The organism is Photorhabdus khanii NC19, from assembly GCF_000517265.1.
Taxonomy (GTDB): Bacteria; Pseudomonadota; Gammaproteobacteria; order Enterobacterales; family Enterobacteriaceae; genus Photorhabdus; species Photorhabdus khanii.
Genome location: NZ_AYSJ01000004.1, coordinates 359601 through 377618 on the forward strand (window position 1 = coordinate 359601; position 18018 = coordinate 377618).

Here is an 18018-nt window from a genome sequence, read left to right on the forward strand (position 1 = left end):
CATTTTTCACCTTCTTAACAATTCATTAACTATTAATTCCAGCTTATGACATTGGGCTATCATGATGCCATAACTTGATTAAAATAATCTTCCTTAAACCAAACTTTTAGAAATAAATTAAATCATTATGTTACTTAAACGCCGATAAAATTTACACCAGTGACAGTTATAAAGTGAGATTTACACATCTTTAAAATATCAATCTTGATATTTATTAAATCAACATATAAATTCTCATTAATGTTTGATCATAAAAGAGACAGGCACACCTTGCCTCATGTATCCCTGAATCGAGTGATCCCGATATTCTCCGGGGATGGAAGGTCATGAATACTGGACATCTTTCAATAACGCCCGGACACCAAAAGATTATGTCATTGAGGAAAAATCATGAAAACCGGACTCCGCTTTTCCTGCACTATCGGCAACCTGGCGCCCATGACTTTTGCGGTCGTCAATTTTACGTTAGATGAAGCACTTTCATCGTTATTTACCCTGTCTCTGACATTAGCGGCACCGCGTTCAGATATTGATACGGATACCCTTCTGCTCCAAACCGCACAGTTCACCGTTACCCGTGACGATAATCCGCAACGGGAAGTGAAAGGACTGGTTGAAAGTGCGGTTGTTGGGACCACAAACCGGCATCAAACTCTGTATCACCTGACCGTCAGACCAGAAATGTGGCTGCTGACACTCGATCAGGACAGCCGTATCTATCACCAACTCAGCGTTCCCGAGATTTTACACAGCATACTGAAACAGAAGAAACTCCGGGCCAATATACGTTTTAATGGCCCGCATTCAGTACGGGAATACATCACCATGAAAAGGGAATCATCCTATGATTTCTTTACCCGCCTGGCGGCGGAAGAGGGGATTTTCTTCTGGTTCGCCGATGATGGACTCCATGTGAGCGACAGCCATTTACACATGAGAGTACCGGATACGCTGATCTACAACCCGGATGTCACCAGCGCAATAGAAGAAAATGTTATCTCCAAATGGTCTCTGGGTTCCCACATGCGCCCGGAATCCATCACTCAAAAAGACCGAAATTACCACAACCCCAATTATGCCTTGCAACATAACGCAACAGATTTTGCAGCAGAAAACAGCACGCCATTTCACATTTTCGAAAGTTACGGGCGTTTTCAGAAAGACAAAGAGGGCATGCCATTTACCCAGTACCGGCTGGAAGCTTTACGTGCCGACAGCAAATCAGGGCAAGCGGACAGTAACTGTATTCGATTAATGCCGGGCAGGATCTTCACGTTAACCCACCACCCGATTGACACCATGAATGACCGCTGGCAAGTCGTCTCTTCCCAACATAAAGGGCATGTGCCCGCCGTTTTGGGTGATGGCGGAGCCGGCACGACCCTCAATTCACAAACCCGGTTTATTCCCGGCCGCAACGACTGGCGTCCGCCCTACCGCTATAAACCCCTGGCTGACGGCGATGAAGTCGCCACGGTTGTCGGGCCGGGCACGGAAGAAATTTATGTGAATAAAGAGGGGGCGGTTCGCGTTCACTTCCACTGGAACCGTTACGACGCGCCTGACGACCAGGCTTCCTGCTGGGTACGGGTGGCACAAGGCTGGAATGGCAACGGATTTGGCTTTCTGGCCACACCGCGCGTCGGCCAGGAAGTGATTATCTCCTATCTCAACGGCGATATTGACCGCCCCATTATTACCGGATGTACCTATAATGCACTTAACCGTCCGCCGCTGAATTTGCCTGAGGAAAAGACCCGCACCACGTTCAGAACCAAGACCCATAAAGGTCATGGCTTTAACGAATTGCGTTTTGAGGATGAAAACGGCAGCGAGGAAGTATTTATTCATGCTCAACGGGATATGAAGACGCAGGTTCTCAGGGATAAAACCACACAGATAAACCATGACCAGAAAACAGAAGTCAAACATAACCGCACCACCATTATTAAAAACGATGATGATGAGGCTGTGCAGGGCTTCCAGACGCTTGAAGTCAGTCAAAATCAAACGGTGACTATTAAAGGTCAGCAAGCCATTTCAATTGGTAAAAGCCATCAATTTAACGTCACCGATAACCAGCAAATTGCCGTGGGTAAACATATCACTGTGCACTCGGAAAGCGGGCAAATCACTATTGGGAACGCGGGCGGGCAGATAGTCATTGACCCAATGGGAAATATCCGTATCGAAGGTGTCAGTATCACAATGTCTGACCATATCACCGGCAAGAAATCCGCCGATGCGCTGTTTGACTATTCAGCACGCTATACCCTGCGAAGTGAGCAAAGCGGTAAGCCGCTGGTGAATACCCTTTATACCATCACCACCGCCGACGGGCAGGTCCTCTCCGGTAAAACCGACGCGCTAGGCAGAACCGTGACCGTACAGAGTGAGGTTGAAGAAAATCTGCAACTGGATTCACCAGAATCCCCACCGAAACCGAAGAAAACCTTATACCGGGTCAGTGGTAACACACCGGTAGAGTATGTTATGGAGTTTAAGGAGAAATAAGTATGGCAATATCCAACAACGGCAACTTATGTCCGGCCGTCACCTCAATTAATTGCACGATGGAAATAGGGGTTTTTCCCACCGATGAAGACCCCTGCTATCTGGCGGAAAAAGCCGAATACGCCCTGCGGCTACCTGCAATGATTGTCACTAAGCAGGGCGCCATTCGTTTTCTTAATCAAATTATTATGAGTGGGTTGATTAAAGTCGAGGAATACAAACATGATTTCCTGTGGTCCTATAAAGCGGAAGTGGTGTTTGCTATCCGAGGGAAAAAGGACGCTCCTCTGCCTATGCTAGCGACCAGTCAAATCTCTAAGCAGCGTTATGGTGATAATTTACCGCAATCCAGTAATCCGTTTGCCCGACCTTCTGCCGAAGACGCAGAGAAATTTGGGGTTGTTAGTATCCGTCGGCCCGATATTATTCTGGTTAAAAATGAAGCTCTCCGCTGGCCTGGCAGGAATGCCACCTATTTTGATGGTTCCGTGCACCCCGACAATCTGAAAATGTTAATTGAAGTAAAATTTCCAGGGGATGAACTAAGTCGAGACCAAGAAAAGGATTATATCCAGATTGCTACCCGTGATCGTTTTGGTGTGATGCGCATCGACGATAGCCGCACAGAAGAGCAAAAACAGTATGATGAGGCATGGCGAAAACTTTATCAACCCGGTTCACAACACTATAAAAATCCGATACCGCTGGCTCCCCTGCCACCCGGTTCACCTCCTGATGATGACGCCTTACCCGCTCCCACACCTCCCGAAGAGGGTACACCGGGGACCATTCCACAACCGCTGGCCAAAAATATCCCGCTGGTTAGCACATCCCCCTGGTCGTTTCTACCCAGCTATGAAGACTGGATTATTCTCGGGCAGGAAGTGGCAGGCCTGACAGAGCAGGGGTTAGATTACATCCGTAACAGTACCCGTGAACTCCTTGCCCAGTTTGGGGCATGGTTCAGTGAAGCCGGCAAGTGGATATGTGAAGAGATCATTGACCCGATAACTCATCAGGCCAGTTACGCTTTTTCCTGGGTCAGTGAACAAACGGGGAAAATCGTAACCTGGACTGAGAGTGAGATAAAAGCCCGGTGGCAAACCGTGCAACAGGGCTCAGATATCACCCTGGAAGAGCTGAAAAACATTAGCTGGATGCAAATATTGAAAAAGGTGGGTGAAGAGATGCTGGAAGTGGTGGTGATTATTGTCGAAGTTGCCGTTGTTATCCTCGTCACCCTTGCTGTCGCTGCTGCGCTGATTGCGCTAGTGGAAATTTTAGCTGCCGCCGCCGCAGTCAGTGCCGCAGCATTAGCTGCCGTCCTAACCATATTAGCGGGTGTGACATTCGCCATCGCCTCATAATTCACGGAGAACATGATGGAAACTGTAGATTACTTTGCCCAACTGAGATCACAACTGACCTCTTTTCTTTTTATCAATGGCGATGGACTGACTGTTTCCCGCCTGGGTCTTTCAATTACCCTGTTTTTTAAACAGGGCTACACTCAGGAGAAAAAGCAACGCATTCTGGCCTGTTATCGCCGTTTTCGCGAAGAGTTCGGCACTCAGCTGCGTTTTCACCGCCATGCTCTGAAAGGGTTAAAAAAATATTCACCGGAAAATATTGCCAAAGTGGAAGAGGGTATTCTTAATCAGAAAAAAAATCAACCTTCTACCTGGGATGTTAGTGATGCAAAAAATCTCGATGAAGCCCCCCACTATCTGATGCATTACCTGGATTCCCGAGAAATTGATGGTGATGAGAGTAGCTCCTACCTGAGTCTGGTGCTGCCCTGGGATTATCTGAAAGAACAAGACGGCATGACCAAATTTATGGCCTGGCTGGATTTTCTGTGTGAACAGCTCGAACCTGACTGGGGAGACTGTGGCTACAGTCTGGTCCTGCCCAGAGATTACCATGATTATTTTCCCTTAGAGTATCAACTGGCCCTGCGCTACCCCACCCTGCAAGTCAACTCTACGGTTCATACCACACTGGATGACTATGCCGATTCTATACGGAGCATGAACTGGATCACCCTGCTGTCCAAACGCTTTGTCGGACGGCTGGGCGGGGAATATTGGATACGTAAGACACTGGCACGCTTCCCAGATGTGGTGATTAGTCCTTACTCTAATGGTCTGATGATCCGCGCAGGCAAATACCCGGATCTGACACCGCTGCCGGGCAGTGTCCCGGAGAGTTATTTTGCTATTAACCAGCTGATTCGCCCGATACGTTTTGTGCCGGGAGAAGGTGATTCCCTGCACTTTCACGGTGCGGGTCATTTTAATGATACTTCCACACAAGCCTGGTATGCCCGCTATGACCGGGGCCCCCTGCATGTAACCCCGGTGAGAAGCGGCGAACCAATGCTTGTCAGCGGATTCTGGCGCACCGATAGCCAGCCTGACAAACAATATTTCTTTGTTCAGGGCTCGACTGCCTTTGATATTCAGGGCGCAGAGCCGCGGACAACGGTATGGCATCTGATACGAGAAGCAGAAAATAGGAATGAGTAAAGGGTGAGAAGCAAAAAAGAGACGCGGGAAGAAGAGGATGCGCTGGAGTTCCAGTTTTTCAGTGAAATCCTCTCCGGTCTGCTCGGCAACCTGCAATCTTCCCTGCCCGGCCAACAGGTTTTGGCAAAACTTGCCGCCAAAGAGTCGGACAGCAACGGGGATGGCAACTTCTGGCGCACCATTAACCGGCAGTGTTATCACCGTGCTGAATAACGACAAAGTCAAATCACCGATAATTAACGGAGAAAATGATGGAAACTGTAGATTACTTTGCCCAACTGAGATCACAACTGACCTCTTTTCTTTTTATCAATGCCGATGGGTTGACTGTTTCCCGCTTGAGTCTTTCAATTACCCTGTTTTTTAAACAGGGCTACACGCTGGAGAAAAAACAGCGCATTCTGGCCTGCTATCGCCGTTTTCGTGAAGAGTTTGGTACTCAGTTGCGTTTTCATAGCCATTCACTGAAAGGGTTAAGCAAATATTCACCGGAAAATATTGCCAAAGTAGAAGAAGGCATTCTTAATCAGAAAAAAACCAGCTTTGTGGTTGGGTCGTCAGTAATGCTAAAAATGAAAATGAGGCACCTCATTATCTGATGCGTTATCTGGACTCCCGAGAAATTGATGGTGAAGATGGTAGCTCTTACCTGAGTCTGGTGCTGCCCTGGGATTATCTGAAAGAGCAAGACGGCATGACCCGGTTTATGGCCTGGCTGGACTTTCTGTGTGAACAACTCGAACCCGACAGTGGGGACTGTGGTTACTGCCTAGTCTTACCCAAAGATTACTATGACTACTTTCCCCTGGAGTACCAGTTAGCGCAACGCTACCCCGCCTTGCAAGTGAACTCGGCAGTGCATACAGCCAAATTACAGTATGGTCATTCCATCCGAGGGATGAACTGGATCACCCTGCTGTCTAAACGCTTTGTAGGACGTCTGGGTGGGTTGAGTAGATCCGCCGGTTACCCAGACGGGCCCCTCCTCAGAACCGGACGNNCGGAACTNCCGGNTCCGGCTCCCGGCGGATCAGTGACCCCACACATATTCAGCGAGTCCAGAGTGTTGATCGGGTTTTCCATTTCGTTGGATAACCCAGCATTTTCAAGATGAGATTCAGCTTTTTCCACGTCAGTCGGCGACAACCCCCTTTACGGTTGAACCATCTATAGATTATTCGCATACTTTGGTAGATAAACTGCCCAACTCGTCTCTGGTTATCAGATATGCCGTGATAGTGTATCCAGCCTCTGATCACTCTGATGACGGTATTCAGGATTTGCCGGTTGTCGGTACTCATATTCTTCCATAGAAAGTCCCTGAGTCCCTTCAATTTAGCGGCGAAACGGTCTTTTCGGCTGGTAAATTTCAGTCGCCAGAAACCCTTTCGCGTTTTCCCCCAATAGCAGGTAAATCCCATAAAATTGAACGTTGGCAAGCGTTTTCCTGACTGGTTAGCTCGCATTGCTGCAATGTGACCCGCAGGAATTAATTGCGATTTGTCTTCATGCAACTCCAAGCCGTACTTATTCAGTCTCTTAGGTAATACCTTGTAGAAACGTTTAGCTTCACTGGGATACTGGAAAGTAAACACCATGTCATCAGCATACCTCACCATCTCTGCCCGTCCATGTATATAGGAACGGCTGATTTCATCAAACCATTCGTCTATCACATGATGCANGTAGATATTGGTCAGCACCGGCGACAGGATTGAACCTTGGGGACACCCACGCACATTGCTGGATGTCTCTTTACCCACTATGACGGGCGCCGTGATTAATACCTCGATCAATCTGAGGAAACGGCGATCTGATATTTTCTTCCGAAGTAAATTCATCAGCTCATCATGAGGTATCATGTTGAAATACTTTCGGATGTCAATTTCCACTCCGGCTCCATTCCAGCTACGGAGTGTTTGCTGCTGTAGCGTCTTTAATGCCGCATGACAATTTAATCCCGGCCGAAAACCGGAAGAGCTAGGCATTCCCATCGGTTCTTAGATTCGGCTGAGGATATCACTGACCGCAAGCTGGATAAGTTTGTCCTCTGTGCACAAAATCGCTAAAGGTCGTTTACTGCCGTCTTCTTTTGGGATCTCGGTGACTCTGGCGGCTTTCGGGTGGAACGTCCCTCTGCGTATTCCCAAAATGAGATTATGAATANNCTCATCANGGTGTTCACCGTAAGCGGCTTTTGTCATGCGAGCAATACCCACAGATTTACTCCCGTCAAGCCCCAGGAATTGCCCTTGAAGCATGTCACTGTTCAACAGGTGCCCCAAGTTATTGAACACCCATTGTTTGTTACCTGCTGATTTCTCGCCTATACGCTCAAGTTTTGTTAACCATGATAGTCCGTCAGTTGTGTACGGCCATTGTTGCCCTCTTACGTTCGATCTGTCTGCCAGCCCTTCGCTCCACGGTCATTACTCGCTTCATTACTACTATGGCTGACTCCGACTTCCGGAAAGCCATTTCTGTGGCCTTGTGTTTGGCACTTGTGCCACAGATACCCAGTTCCTCAGGGAACCCTCCGGATCTCCTGTGTTCCGTCATTCATCTCTGCAAACTCGCTGACGCCTGCTCCCCCGGTGGTTGGTTTCCTTTGGCAATTTGCCAGTATGGCCTCCGGTAACCTGTTGCCTGCCAGGTGCTCCAACCTGTCGGCTCCCACAATTAGTTCCATTTCGGGGGTATCACGTTCACCCTTTGGTTTCGGCTCGAATGCTTCGCTGTCTACGCTTCACCCTCCAAGTTACCCAGGACGGCGCAAGACTCGCTATCCGGTGGCACTGGCTATGCCTTCCGGAGCAGGACTTTCACCTGCAAGATAAATGCAGCTTTTCACAGCGCACGGAGCATTGGATACGTAAAACACTGGCTCGTTACCCGGATGTGGTCATTAGTCCTTACTCCAATGGTCTGATGATACGAGTGGGTAAATACCCAGATCTGACCCCGCTGCCGGGCAGTGTTCCGGAGAGTTATTTTGCTATTAACCAGTTGATACGTCCGATACGAGTGATCCCCCGTGAAGGTCATTCACTGCATTTTTATGGGGCGGGTCATTTTAATTCAACTTCCACCTTGGCTTGGTATGCCCGCTATGACCGGGGCCCCCTGCATGTAACCCCGGTGAGAACCGGCGAACCGATGCTTGTCAGCGGATTCTGGCGCACCGACAGCTAGCCTGACAAACAATATTTCTTTGTTCAGGGCTCGACTGCCTTTGATATTCAGGGCGCAGAGCCGGGGACAACCGTATGGCATCTGATACGGGAAGCAGAAAACACGTGGGAATAACAGATTATCCCCTGCCTCATCATGAACGGAGAGCATATGGAAACTCATGATTATTTTTCCCGGCGGAGATCACAGCTGACCAGTTTTAACTTCTATGACGACTTTCCCTTAGAGTGCCAGTTAGTTCAGCGTTATCCTGCCCTCAGGGCGGGATTCCACTTTGCTTATTTTTCATTTCACCTTCTTTGCCCCGGCTGTTGGCCGCTTTTTGGTAAAGAGCAACGCCGGCATCGATATCATAAACACTGACAACATGCAAAGCGGTGTGATTGGCTTCGTAAAATAATAGTGAGAAAACATATTAATCTCAATCTATTCGGATAATATTCTTTTTCCCGCTGATTTCCTTTCAACTTTCTATTAATAATTAATGGACTTCGATTAAATACAATTCACTGTCCATTTGAAAAATATGTTTATTGAGTTTAATCCACCTTTTATATCAAAGTGTTAATCTCCTCTGCATTTGCGTTTTCAAATGATTATGACAGGTTAAATAAATGTAAAATAAGAGGAGAATGCATCGCCAATGAAAAGGGGTTTACGAGCTATTCTCATTCTGAGGGTTTTCTTATTTTTTAATTAAACATTTATTTAATGAATGGTTTTCATTGTGCCGTTTTTTGTAAATCCAATCGTTTTTCCCGTTTTCTGACTCATATTTAAATTTTACTACTTCCATTAAACTGATACTGAAGTTTTTTCCTTTATTTGATTTTCCAGGTTTAAAACCAGAGAGGGTAAAAATATATTCCAATGATATTAAAATCAAAGCCTATTTCTTTAATCATTTTTAATACTGCTAAGCGTTTTTATCCTTTTCTCTCTATTAATCCGATTAATCAAAAAGCTTCCTGGCTTTCTTTAACGATTTATCTCTCTTTTCGAAAACCTTTTTCAACCATGTAACATCTTTTACTTAAAAAAATCTTTTAATGCGATTAATCGTGCTTTCAATACTTCGTGATTAATCGCATCGAATAGAAAGCTAACGTGTTTTTTAAGCTTGGTTTTGTTTATAACCAAAGTTAATAAATTTAAAATCCGTTTTTCCTGATGTTTTCTCTTCCAATATCAGTACAGTACCGAGTTTTTTACCTGCCCCTATCGGGTTTCTCGCCTTATATCCCCTCCCGCACTGGACGAAGGTTTACGGCGATTTTTGCTAAATTCACCACTGCGCACCCTCCCAATCAGAATCCCCAGCAGCGTATAAACCACGCCAAGGATCAGCATCATGGCGATATCGCCCAGTACATTCTGTAATGGCAGCCCCATCTGGTTAACACCTGCAATCGCTTTTGTCGCCCAAGTGGATGGTAAGGCAGAAGAGATTGCCCTCACCCAATCAGGCATCGCCTGTACTGGCCAGATTGTGCCGGAAATATAGAACACAGGCGTTGTGCTAAGGGCGAGCGTCAGATAGATCATTTCCACACTGCGCATGCATTCTGTCACCAGCTTTCCTAATCCGAACACCGCCAGCATAAACAGGAAAGTCAGCATTAATAACAGAGGAATAGACGCTTCCTGCCGGTATCCCAATACCCACGGCCAAAGAACAAAAAATAGAGTGGAGAGGAAAAGCCAGATTGGTAATAACGCCGATAATGCACCTAAATAGACGGGTAATGGTGGTTTACCTTTCGGCGTACTGCGCATCGTAATACTGACCCGCACACAAGATATTAGCAAAGAGTGTTGCAACAACATCACCAACAAACCAGGGAAGGTAATTGCAGCAAAGCTAACTCCTGGGTTGAACAGCCCAACAGTTTCACTACGAATTGGCATCAGTAGTAGCTTTACCTGTTCAGGACTGAAACCATATTTCAAGAGTAATTTGCTGTTATATTCACTCAGCAATTGCCGGTGGGCAGAGGTCAACTCTTGCTGAATTTGCCCATTGGCAAGACGACTCGTTGCATCTCCATAAATCGGGAAGGTGATATTTTTTCCATTAAGGATATTTTTCTCCAGATCCGCCGGTATGATAATAATCGCAAAAATTTCACGTAACAGCAGATCGTGACGAGCATCAGCCAGATTGTCATAGCTGCGGACAGCAATTTTAGCCGTGGAATTAAGCTGACGTATCAGAGCACGACTGGCGAAGCTGTGATCCTGATCGATCACGGCAACGGGCAGATCCCATACTGTTGGCCGGACATACACCAAACTCATCAGACACAGGGAAGCCAGCATCAACATCCACATGGGTTTTTCCAGCATTCCCATTAACACCCGGCGAAAAGTCTGCCAATACATCTGCATCATTCACCGCCTTGTGGCAGACTAAGCCGTTTCAATAACCGGTTACGCACCAGCAGGGAACAAACGACCGGATAAGTCAGTAACGAAGCACAAACAGATAAAATACCCAGTAAAGAAACCTCACGCAGAAAAATATCAAACATCGCATTCAAGGCATGGGTCAAAGGCTCAAGATTGGCAATTATCCTCGCCGGCAATATCATTGATAATTCGGGTACTGACATACCTGAAAAGGTCATCGCAATACTCACCAACACCCCGATAAGGCTATACGCTGTCAATGTGCTATTGGTGAAAGTAAATAACAACAGACCAATACTTTGAGCGGCAATCACATAGAAGAAACCGACTACCACCATATATATTGGATTACCATTCACTTTTGCATCAAATACCCCAATCAGCGCCGCCAATTCCACGATCAACAACAGAGTAAAAAACAAGGTATAAGGCATCAATTTTCCCAACAGGGCGAAGGTAAACGGTTTCATTGTCATCAGCGTACTGCCACGGGCCATACTGTAAATCGTGCAAGTCACAACAAAAAGCTGCAACAAATGGATAGTGGCCGCAAACTGCTGATAATAAATGTAACTACCACTGGCATTGAAAAGACTGTCATAAGCGAGTGTGACACTGGCTAACGGAGGTAACTGGCGCTCCATCTCCGTTGCCAATATGGAACGGTATTTGGCATTGATTTCCGCCATGACTCCACTGAAGTCCTGAATAGAATAACTTCCGGCACCATAAAACAATGCGTTGTAATACATACGAACGGTTGGCTGGTCCCCCCGGAGAGCATCAGCCTCAAAATCATTCGGGATATAAAGCAGAGAGTAATCCTTAGCGTTGCCAAGCCGTTCAAGAGATTCATGCAATCCACCATCGTAGGATTTAATATGCGCATGAGAAGCGCCATCCAGATTACGGATCAGACTACGTGACAACGAGCTATGATCATTATCCACTACCGAGACCGGCAGATTGAGCAACGTCCCTTCTGAAAAGTTAGCGCTGATTAGCACAAACAGCATCAAAGGGAATAACCAACTTAGCCAGTGAAAAACCGGACTACGGATCGTAGCCCGAATCTCTTGACTAAAAGCGCGTTCGAACCCACGCCATGCAACCTTGCTCCTCATCAGCAAATCACCTATTTATCCCAACGCCACAAGGCGCTCATACCAGGGCGTAAACCTTCAACCGGCTGTAAGGGAAATAAACGAACTTCAAAGGTTCTCAGGTCAAAATCACCGGTCGCACGCGTCGCGCGTTTGGTTGCGTAATCTCCCATCGGGGCGATATAACGTATTTCTGCTTCGATCTCTTTATCACCCAGCGCAGGAACACGAAGGTTGACTTTATCCCCTTTACGCACTTTCGCCAGAATGTCTTCCCGCAAGTTATAAATAAAATAGGCTTCCGGTACACGAACTAATGTCACCAGCGGGCTGTTGGCATTAAATAGTTCACCAACCTCTGCCGGAATCGGCCCAACTTCACCCTCGACTGGCGCTTTAACCTGTAAATCATCCTTCTGGGTTTGTAACTCAATGAGTTGCTGTTCAGCCTGACGCAGAGCCGCCGCATATTTCTGGCGTAGCTCAATCCTGTCACCATGCACACCTTCATCTAACGCAGCTTTTGCTCCCTGCATTTTTTGATAGGAAACATCCCTGCTCCTGCGGGCGTTATCCAGTTCATTTCGTGAAACATAGCCTTTAGACGCGATGTTCTGAATACGGTTATATTCACGTACCGCATTATCATATTCAGCCTGAGCCTGTGCTAAACCCGCTTCCAGATTCCGGATACTTTCTTCACGCGTACCATGCAGAGATTGTTCTAACTGGGCTTTAGCCTGATCACGGATAGCTTCCAATGAAGCGACTTGAGCCAGTAATTCAGGGCTTTCAAGTGTGATCAGGAGCTGACCTGTTTTAACATCATCTCCCCGTTCGACGTGGCGCGCGATCACCCGGCCTTTAGCCTTAGATGCCACAATCACTTCCGGCGCATCAACTTCACCCTGTAACAATAAATATTGGTTATGAGAACGAAATAACACAGCCATTGCTGTGAGCAGGATAACCAGTAAGATCGTAAAAAGTGTTGTTTTTTTCATTATGTCTTACACACTCAAAATTGCTCAACCTGAAACTAATAGCATCTTCGCATTATTTCACGGAAAATTTCTTATATATTTGTACGTATAATCACTGACGGAAAGAATAAGTCTTTATAATAGTGTAGTGGTTTATGATTCTTGTCAAATATTGAACTACTTGAAATAAACTTTTGATAATCTTATTTAACTATTTCTGTAAACTAGCAACATTCGCCATCCTTCCGGAAAACCCATGTACGAATTTAACCTTGTGTTGTTATTACTACAGCAGATGTGCGTCTATTTGGTAATCGCTTGGCTGCTAAGTAAAACACCTCTGTTTATTCCACTGTTACAAGTTACAATACGTTTACCTCATAAATTGCTGTGCTACGTCATTTTCTCCATTTTCTGCATTATGGGGACTTATTTTGGTCTGCATATCGGTGATTCCATTGCCAATACCCGTGCTATTGGCGCTGTACTTGGCGGGCTTCTGGGCGGGCCAGGCGTCGGAGCTTTAGTTGGCTTAACAGGGGGGCTGCACCGCTATTTTCTAGGAGGGATGACTGCTTTCAGTTGTATGATATCAACCATTGTTGAAGGTTTAATCGGTGGCATTATTCACCGCTATCTGATGAAACGGGGTCAAATAAACCGACTGATTAATCCCTGGACAGCCGCTATCGTCACGTTTTGTGCTGAAATGATACAGATGGGCATTTTACTGCTACTTGCCCGCCCATACAGTGAAGTATTAGCGTTGGTAAAAAATATTGCCTCCCCGATGATTGTCACCAATAGTATTGGTTCAGCCATGTTCATGCGTATCTTACTTGACCGGCGTGCTATATTTGAAAAATACACCAGTGCATTTTCTGCTCAGGCACTGAAAATCGCTGTCTATACCGAAGGTATTTTGCGAAAAGGATTTAATGAAAATAACAGTATGCGGGTAGCAAAAGTTATTTATCAGCAACTGGAAATTGGTGCCGTCGCCATTACAGACAGGGAAAAACTGCTGGCATTTATCGGTATCGGTTCAGATCATCACCTTCCTGGAACACCTATTTCCTCGGAGCACTCCCGCCGGGCAATTGAAAATAATGAAGTGGTTTATGCCGATGGCAATGAAATACCTTACCGTTGCTCAATCAATCCAACTTGCAAACTAGGCTCCACCCTGGTCATTCCACTACGGGGAGAAAATCAGCAAGTTATCGGAGCAATTAAACTTTACGAAGCCAAAAACCGTCTGTTTAGCTCAATCAATCGCACCCTGGGGGAAAGTATTGCCAGCCTGTTATCTGCCCAAATCCTTGCCGGACAATATGAACGTAACAAACAATCACTGCTCCAGTCAGAAATTAAGCTGCTTCACGCGCAAGTGAATCCTCACTTTTTATTTAATGCCTTAAATACCCTGCAAGCAGTGATACGGCGAGACAGTCATCAGGCTGGTCAGTTAGTACAATATCTCTCAACCTTCTTCCGTAAAAACTTGAAACGGTCAGAAGAGATCGTCACTCTGTCTGATGAAATAGAGCATGTGAATGCTTACTTACAAATTGAGAAGGCCCGTTTCCGTGATCACCTGCAAATAACTATTGAACTGCCGGAATCTCTGCTTCACGCCAAACTGCCTGCTTTTTCTCTCCAACCAATAGTAGAAAATGCGATCAAACACGGCACATCACAATTACTGGAAACCGGTAGGATTACCATCCGAGCTCATCAACAGGATCGATTGCTGATACTGGAAGTGGAAGATAATGCGGGTCTTTATAAGTCAGTTTCTATGGGAGATGGACTAGGAATGAGCCTGGTGGATAAACGGCTGCGACTTCGCTATGGTGAAAATTATGGTGTGCAAATAGATTGCCAGCCAGAACAATTTACCCGCGTAATTTTATGTTTACCATTAAATAAAGAGGCTGATAAAACTGTGTGAGCATGAATATATTAATTGTTGATGACGAACCGCTGGCACGGGAAAACCTGCGTTGTTTGCTGGAAGAAGAACGGGATATCCAAATTATTGGCGAATGTGCCAACGCCGTTGAGGCTATTGGGGCCATACATCGCCTGAAACCGGATGTTGTATTTTTGGATATCCAGATGCCACGTATCACCGGATTAGAAATGGTAGGTATGCTCGATCCAGAGCACCGCCCCTATATCGTTTTCCTGACCGCATTTGATGAATATGCAATACAAGCGTTTGAAGAAAGCGCATTTGATTATTTATTAAAACCACTGGAAAAAAACCGTCTGACCAAAACCTTACAACGATTACGACAAGGGCATCAGAAACAGGATATTTCCATTCTGACAGCAGAAGAGCCGCTGAAATATATCCCATGCACAGGCCACAGCCGGATCTGGCTGGTTCAACAGGATGAGGTGCTTTATGTCACCTCCCGCCCAAGCGGAGTCTATGTTATGTGTACCAATGGGCAGGAAGGATTTACTGAACTGACTCTTCGCACACTGGAAACCCGTACACCACTGATGAGAAATCATCGTCAATATTTGGTCAATATGACCCATCTGCGCGAAATCCTGTTTGGTGATAATGGACAAGCCGAATTGGTTTTACGTAATGGTCAAACTATTCCTGTCAGCCGCCGCTATCTGAAACCGCTGAAAGAGGCATTAGGGCTGAAATAATGCGTGATATTCATCACATCTTCAGCAGGTTAGTAAATTTCGACTCACCGCTTACCTGCTGAATCTAACCACTTAACCCGCCATACAACCACTCACTCAGACACTTCCTGATAGCTTCCTTTAGCTGTGACAAGATAGGAGTAAAAAATTATAGCCCTCAGGAGAAGAGAAATGCAGCACGCTCTCACATTTGTTATTGCGACGTTGTGTATTCTGGTTATCTGCTACCGTTTTTACGGCGTATTCTTCGTTAAGAAAGTATTGAAAGCTGATGACAGTGAAGTGACACCTTCGCATTTACTGGAAGACGGTAAAGATTATGTACCTACGAAAAAATGGGTGAATTTCGGTAGCCACTTCGCGGCAATCGCAGCCGCAGGACCGCTGGTTGGCCCAGTATTAGCCGCTCAATACGGTTATCTGCCCAGTATGTTATGGCTGTTAATCGGCTGTGTTATCGGCGGTGCTGTACACGATACAGTTGTTTTATTCGCCTCAATGAAACATCGTGGTAAATCGCTGTCAGAAGTTGCCAAAGCAGAACTTGGCCCAGTTGCAGGCTGGTGTACCGGCCTTGCAATGTTGTTCATCATCACGATTACCATGGCAGGTCTGTCTATGGTGGTGGTTCACGCATTAGAACGTAACCCCTGGGGAACGTTTGCAGTATTTATGACCATCCCGGTAGCCATCGGTGTCGGCCTGTGGGAACGCTTTACCGGCAATATGCGCGGAGCAACCTGGGTAGGCATTATCACCATTATGGCCTGTGTGCTCATCGGCCCTTATATCCAGGAATCGGCTTTCGGCGAATGGCTGAGTCTGCGTACATCCACCGTCAGCATGGCACTGCCAATCTACGCGTTTTTCGCAACCGCCCTGCCAGTTTGGATGCTGCTGACTCCACGTGGCTATCTCTCCAGCTTTATGAAAATTGGTGTATTCGGTGCGCTGGTTGTGGGTGTGATCTTTATTAACCCAGAGATCCAATTCCCGGCAGTGACTGAATTTATTCATGGTAATGGCCCGGTGCTGGCTGGACCGGTATGGCCGTTTATCTCTATCACTATCGCTTGTGGTGCAATTTCTGGCTTCCACGCATTTATCGGTTCTGGTACGACACCTAAACAGATCGATAAGTGGAGTGATATTTTGCCCGTTGGCTTCGGCGCAATGTTGGCAGAATGCGTTGTTGGCGTAATGGCGCTGATTGCAGCCACTTCCCTATATCCGGCTGACTATTTCGCTATTAACTCCGCCCCGGAAGTCTTCGCCACACTGGGTATGGATGTTGTCCACCTGCCAACACTCAGTCAGGAAATTGGCCTGGATCTGTATGGCCGTACTGGTGGTGCAGTCACCCTGGCAGTGGGTATGGCGGATATCTTCACCCGTATCCCCTGGTTCAGCCAATTGGCATCCTATTTCTTCCAGTTCGTCGTCATGTTCGAAGCGGTGTTTATCCTGACAGCAGTTGATTCTGGTACACGTGTTGCCCGCTACCTGCTGCAAGATTTTCTGGGCGATATCTGGGCGCCTCTGAAACGCCTCGACTGGTTACCGGGTTCGGTCGGTTGTAGTGTCATTGCCTGTTTATTGTGGGGTTATCTGTTGAATTCCGGTGATATCAATTCAGTTTGGGCACTATTCGGTGTATCCAATCAACTGATGGCATCTATCGGCCTGATGATTGGTGCAACAATTATCCTGCGTTTGTCTGAAAAACGCTGGTATATGCTGACCTGCCTGATCCCACTGGCTTACCTGTATGTTACGGTGAACTACGCTGCCTATTGGATGGTGAAAAATGTCTATTTCAACTCCGCAGCAAAAGGTTTCAACATCTTCAACGGAACTATCTCCATTGTGATGGTTATCCTCGGTGTAGTGATTATGGTTTCTTCTATTATGCAATGGCTGAAACTATGGCGCGCACGCAGTGCAAACAATCCGGTTGAAGTATTGAGTAACTGATTCTTCTTAGTATTAAAGATCAAAGCTGCCTCTTTATGGGGGCAGCTTTTTTGCTATAAAAATGAATGCATATTTAATCCATTATATAAGGGACTCTATACTCCACTTATTTTACATTTACCTAATCTGCCATAATCATTGAAAAGCACGAATACAGAGGTATTAAAGCGCTTTTTCGCCGGTCATTTTACGAAGAAAACCCTAAAAATAACGCAATAAAAAATGGATAAAACGATTAATTTAGCAGGATTTAAGCCCTGAAAAAGGGATTGATTATCCGAAAAAACAGAAAGGAGTACTTTTATCTCATCAAGCTATTTACTTGCTGATTTATAAAGAAAAAATAAAGGGAGGTGACTTATGAAAACTATTCGTATTGCCAGTAAACCTTATCGTAAACGATATGATGGTGATGGAAAAAGGGAAAAAGTCGAAAAACAGAGTTAGTAAAGATAAAAAGCGAGTATTATTAGCGTTCGTTAAAGGTAAAATACGATATCCAATGATGATTAAACTTAACAAAAAGCAAGCGTTAAAAGGGGTAAAAACAACGGTGAAAACTTTATACCAATTAGAACCATGAGTTAAAAAATGACTTTTAATGACAGTTTAAAACCTGCCTATCATAAAACGCAGAGCATT

The 18018-nt window shown here is 45.9% G+C and carries 10 protein-coding genes and 3 pseudogenes; 9 read left to right on the top strand and 4 right to left on the bottom strand.

Translation table 11 applies throughout. From position 1 onward, the window contains the following. Positions 1-390 precede the first annotated feature (390 nt). From tssI to PTE_RS06055, 5 genes and pseudogenes are all read left to right on the top strand, one after another. The gene (gene tssI / locus PTE_RS06035; protein WP_036844055.1) at positions 391-2514 is read left to right on the top strand and encodes a type VI secretion system tip protein TssI/VgrG; all 2124 of its coding nucleotides are present in this window, start codon (positions 391-393) and stop codon (positions 2512-2514) included. Positions 2515-2516: 2 nt separating this feature from the next. Continuing rightward, positions 2517-3881: a VRR-NUC domain-containing protein gene (locus PTE_RS06040; protein WP_036844057.1), complete on the top strand. Its 1365-nt coding sequence runs from the start codon at positions 2517-2519 to the stop codon at positions 3879-3881. Positions 3882-3896: 15 nt separating this feature from the next. Beyond that, the gene (locus PTE_RS06045; protein WP_036844058.1) at positions 3897-5042 is read left to right on the top strand and encodes a DUF3396 domain-containing protein; all 1146 of its coding nucleotides are present in this window, start codon (positions 3897-3899) and stop codon (positions 5040-5042) included. A 3-nt stretch (positions 5043-5045) separates the two neighbouring features. Beyond that, positions 5046-5255, top strand: a complete 210-nt coding sequence (locus PTE_RS06050) for a hypothetical protein (protein WP_036844059.1) — start codon at positions 5046-5048, stop codon at positions 5253-5255. Between the two features lie 38 nt (positions 5256-5293). Next, positions 5294-5991, top strand: a pseudogene (locus PTE_RS06055) (type VI immunity family protein); the annotation flags it as partial. A 100-nt stretch (positions 5992-6091) separates the two neighbouring features. Here the strand turns inward: PTE_RS06055 and PTE_RS06060 are convergent. Further along, positions 6092-7453 (bottom strand): annotated as a pseudogene (locus PTE_RS06060) (reverse transcriptase domain-containing protein). A gap of 448 nt (positions 7454-7901) precedes the next feature. Here PTE_RS06060 and PTE_RS06065 point away from each other — a divergent pair. Further along, positions 7902-8348 (top strand): annotated as a pseudogene (locus PTE_RS06065) (type VI immunity family protein); the annotation flags it as partial. Positions 8349-9452: 1104 nt separating this feature from the next. Here PTE_RS06065 and PTE_RS06075 read toward each other — a convergent pair. Genes PTE_RS06075 through PTE_RS06085 form a run of 3 tightly spaced genes read right to left on the bottom strand, consistent with a single transcriptional unit; the run spans position 9453 to position 12750 of the window. Beyond that, positions 9453-10622: an ABC transporter permease gene (locus PTE_RS06075; protein ID WP_051477221.1), complete on the bottom strand. Its 1170-nt coding sequence runs from the start codon at positions 10620-10622 to the stop codon at positions 9453-9455. Beyond that, positions 10622-11767, bottom strand: coding sequence for an ABC transporter permease (locus PTE_RS06080; RefSeq protein WP_036844062.1), 1146 nt, complete (start codon positions 11765-11767; stop codon positions 10622-10624). The genes PTE_RS06075 and PTE_RS06080 overlap by 1 nt, the downstream gene beginning before the upstream one ends. A gap of 11 nt (positions 11768-11778) precedes the next feature. Continuing rightward, positions 11779-12750 carry an HlyD family secretion protein gene (locus tag PTE_RS06085; RefSeq protein WP_036844064.1) on the bottom strand — a complete coding sequence of 324 codons (972 nt, stop codon included), beginning with the start codon at positions 12748-12750 and terminating at the stop codon, positions 11779-11781. Positions 12751-12985: 235 nt separating this feature from the next. On the opposite strand from PTE_RS06085, the gene PTE_RS06090 reads away from it, so the two are divergent. The 3 genes from PTE_RS06090 (at position 12986) to PTE_RS06100 (ending at position 17376) form a co-directional block, all read left to right on the top strand. Continuing rightward, positions 12986-14683: a sensor histidine kinase gene (locus tag PTE_RS06090; protein ID WP_036844065.1), complete on the top strand. Its 1698-nt coding sequence runs from the start codon at positions 12986-12988 to the stop codon at positions 14681-14683. A 2-nt stretch (positions 14684-14685) separates the two neighbouring features. Continuing rightward, the gene (gene btsR, locus PTE_RS06095) at positions 14686-15402 is read left to right on the top strand and encodes a two-component system response regulator BtsR (RefSeq protein ID WP_036844066.1); all 717 of its coding nucleotides are present in this window, start codon (positions 14686-14688) and stop codon (positions 15400-15402) included. A 171-nt stretch (positions 15403-15573) separates the two neighbouring features. Beyond that, positions 15574-17376, top strand: a complete 1803-nt coding sequence (locus PTE_RS06100; RefSeq protein ID WP_036844067.1) for a carbon starvation CstA family protein — start codon at positions 15574-15576, stop codon at positions 17374-17376. Positions 17377-18018: the final 642 nt, after the last annotated feature.

Coding starts and splice junctions, on each gene's coding strand:
- tssI (WP_036844055.1), top strand. CDS start 391: ATGAAAACCGGACTCCGCTTTTCCTGCACTATCGGCAACCTGGCGCCC.
- PTE_RS06040 (WP_036844057.1), top strand. CDS start 2,517: ATGGCAATATCCAACAACGGCAACTTATGTCCGGCCGTCACCTCAATT.
- PTE_RS06045 (WP_036844058.1), top strand. CDS start 3,897: ATGGAAACTGTAGATTACTTTGCCCAACTGAGATCACAACTGACCTCT.
- PTE_RS06075 (WP_051477221.1), bottom strand. CDS start 10,622: ATGCAGATGTATTGGCAGACTTTTCGCCGGGTGTTAATGGGAATGCTG.
- PTE_RS06080 (WP_036844062.1), bottom strand. CDS start 11,767: ATGAGGAGCAAGGTTGCATGGCGTGGGTTCGAACGCGCTTTTAGTCAA.
- PTE_RS06085 (WP_036844064.1), bottom strand. CDS start 12,750: ATGAAAAAAACAACACTTTTTACGATCTTACTGGTTATCCTGCTCACA.
- PTE_RS06090 (WP_036844065.1), top strand. CDS start 12,986: ATGTACGAATTTAACCTTGTGTTGTTATTACTACAGCAGATGTGCGTC.
- btsR (WP_036844066.1), top strand. CDS start 14,686: ATGAATATATTAATTGTTGATGACGAACCGCTGGCACGGGAAAACCTG.
- PTE_RS06100 (WP_036844067.1), top strand. CDS start 15,574: ATGCAGCACGCTCTCACATTTGTTATTGCGACGTTGTGTATTCTGGTT.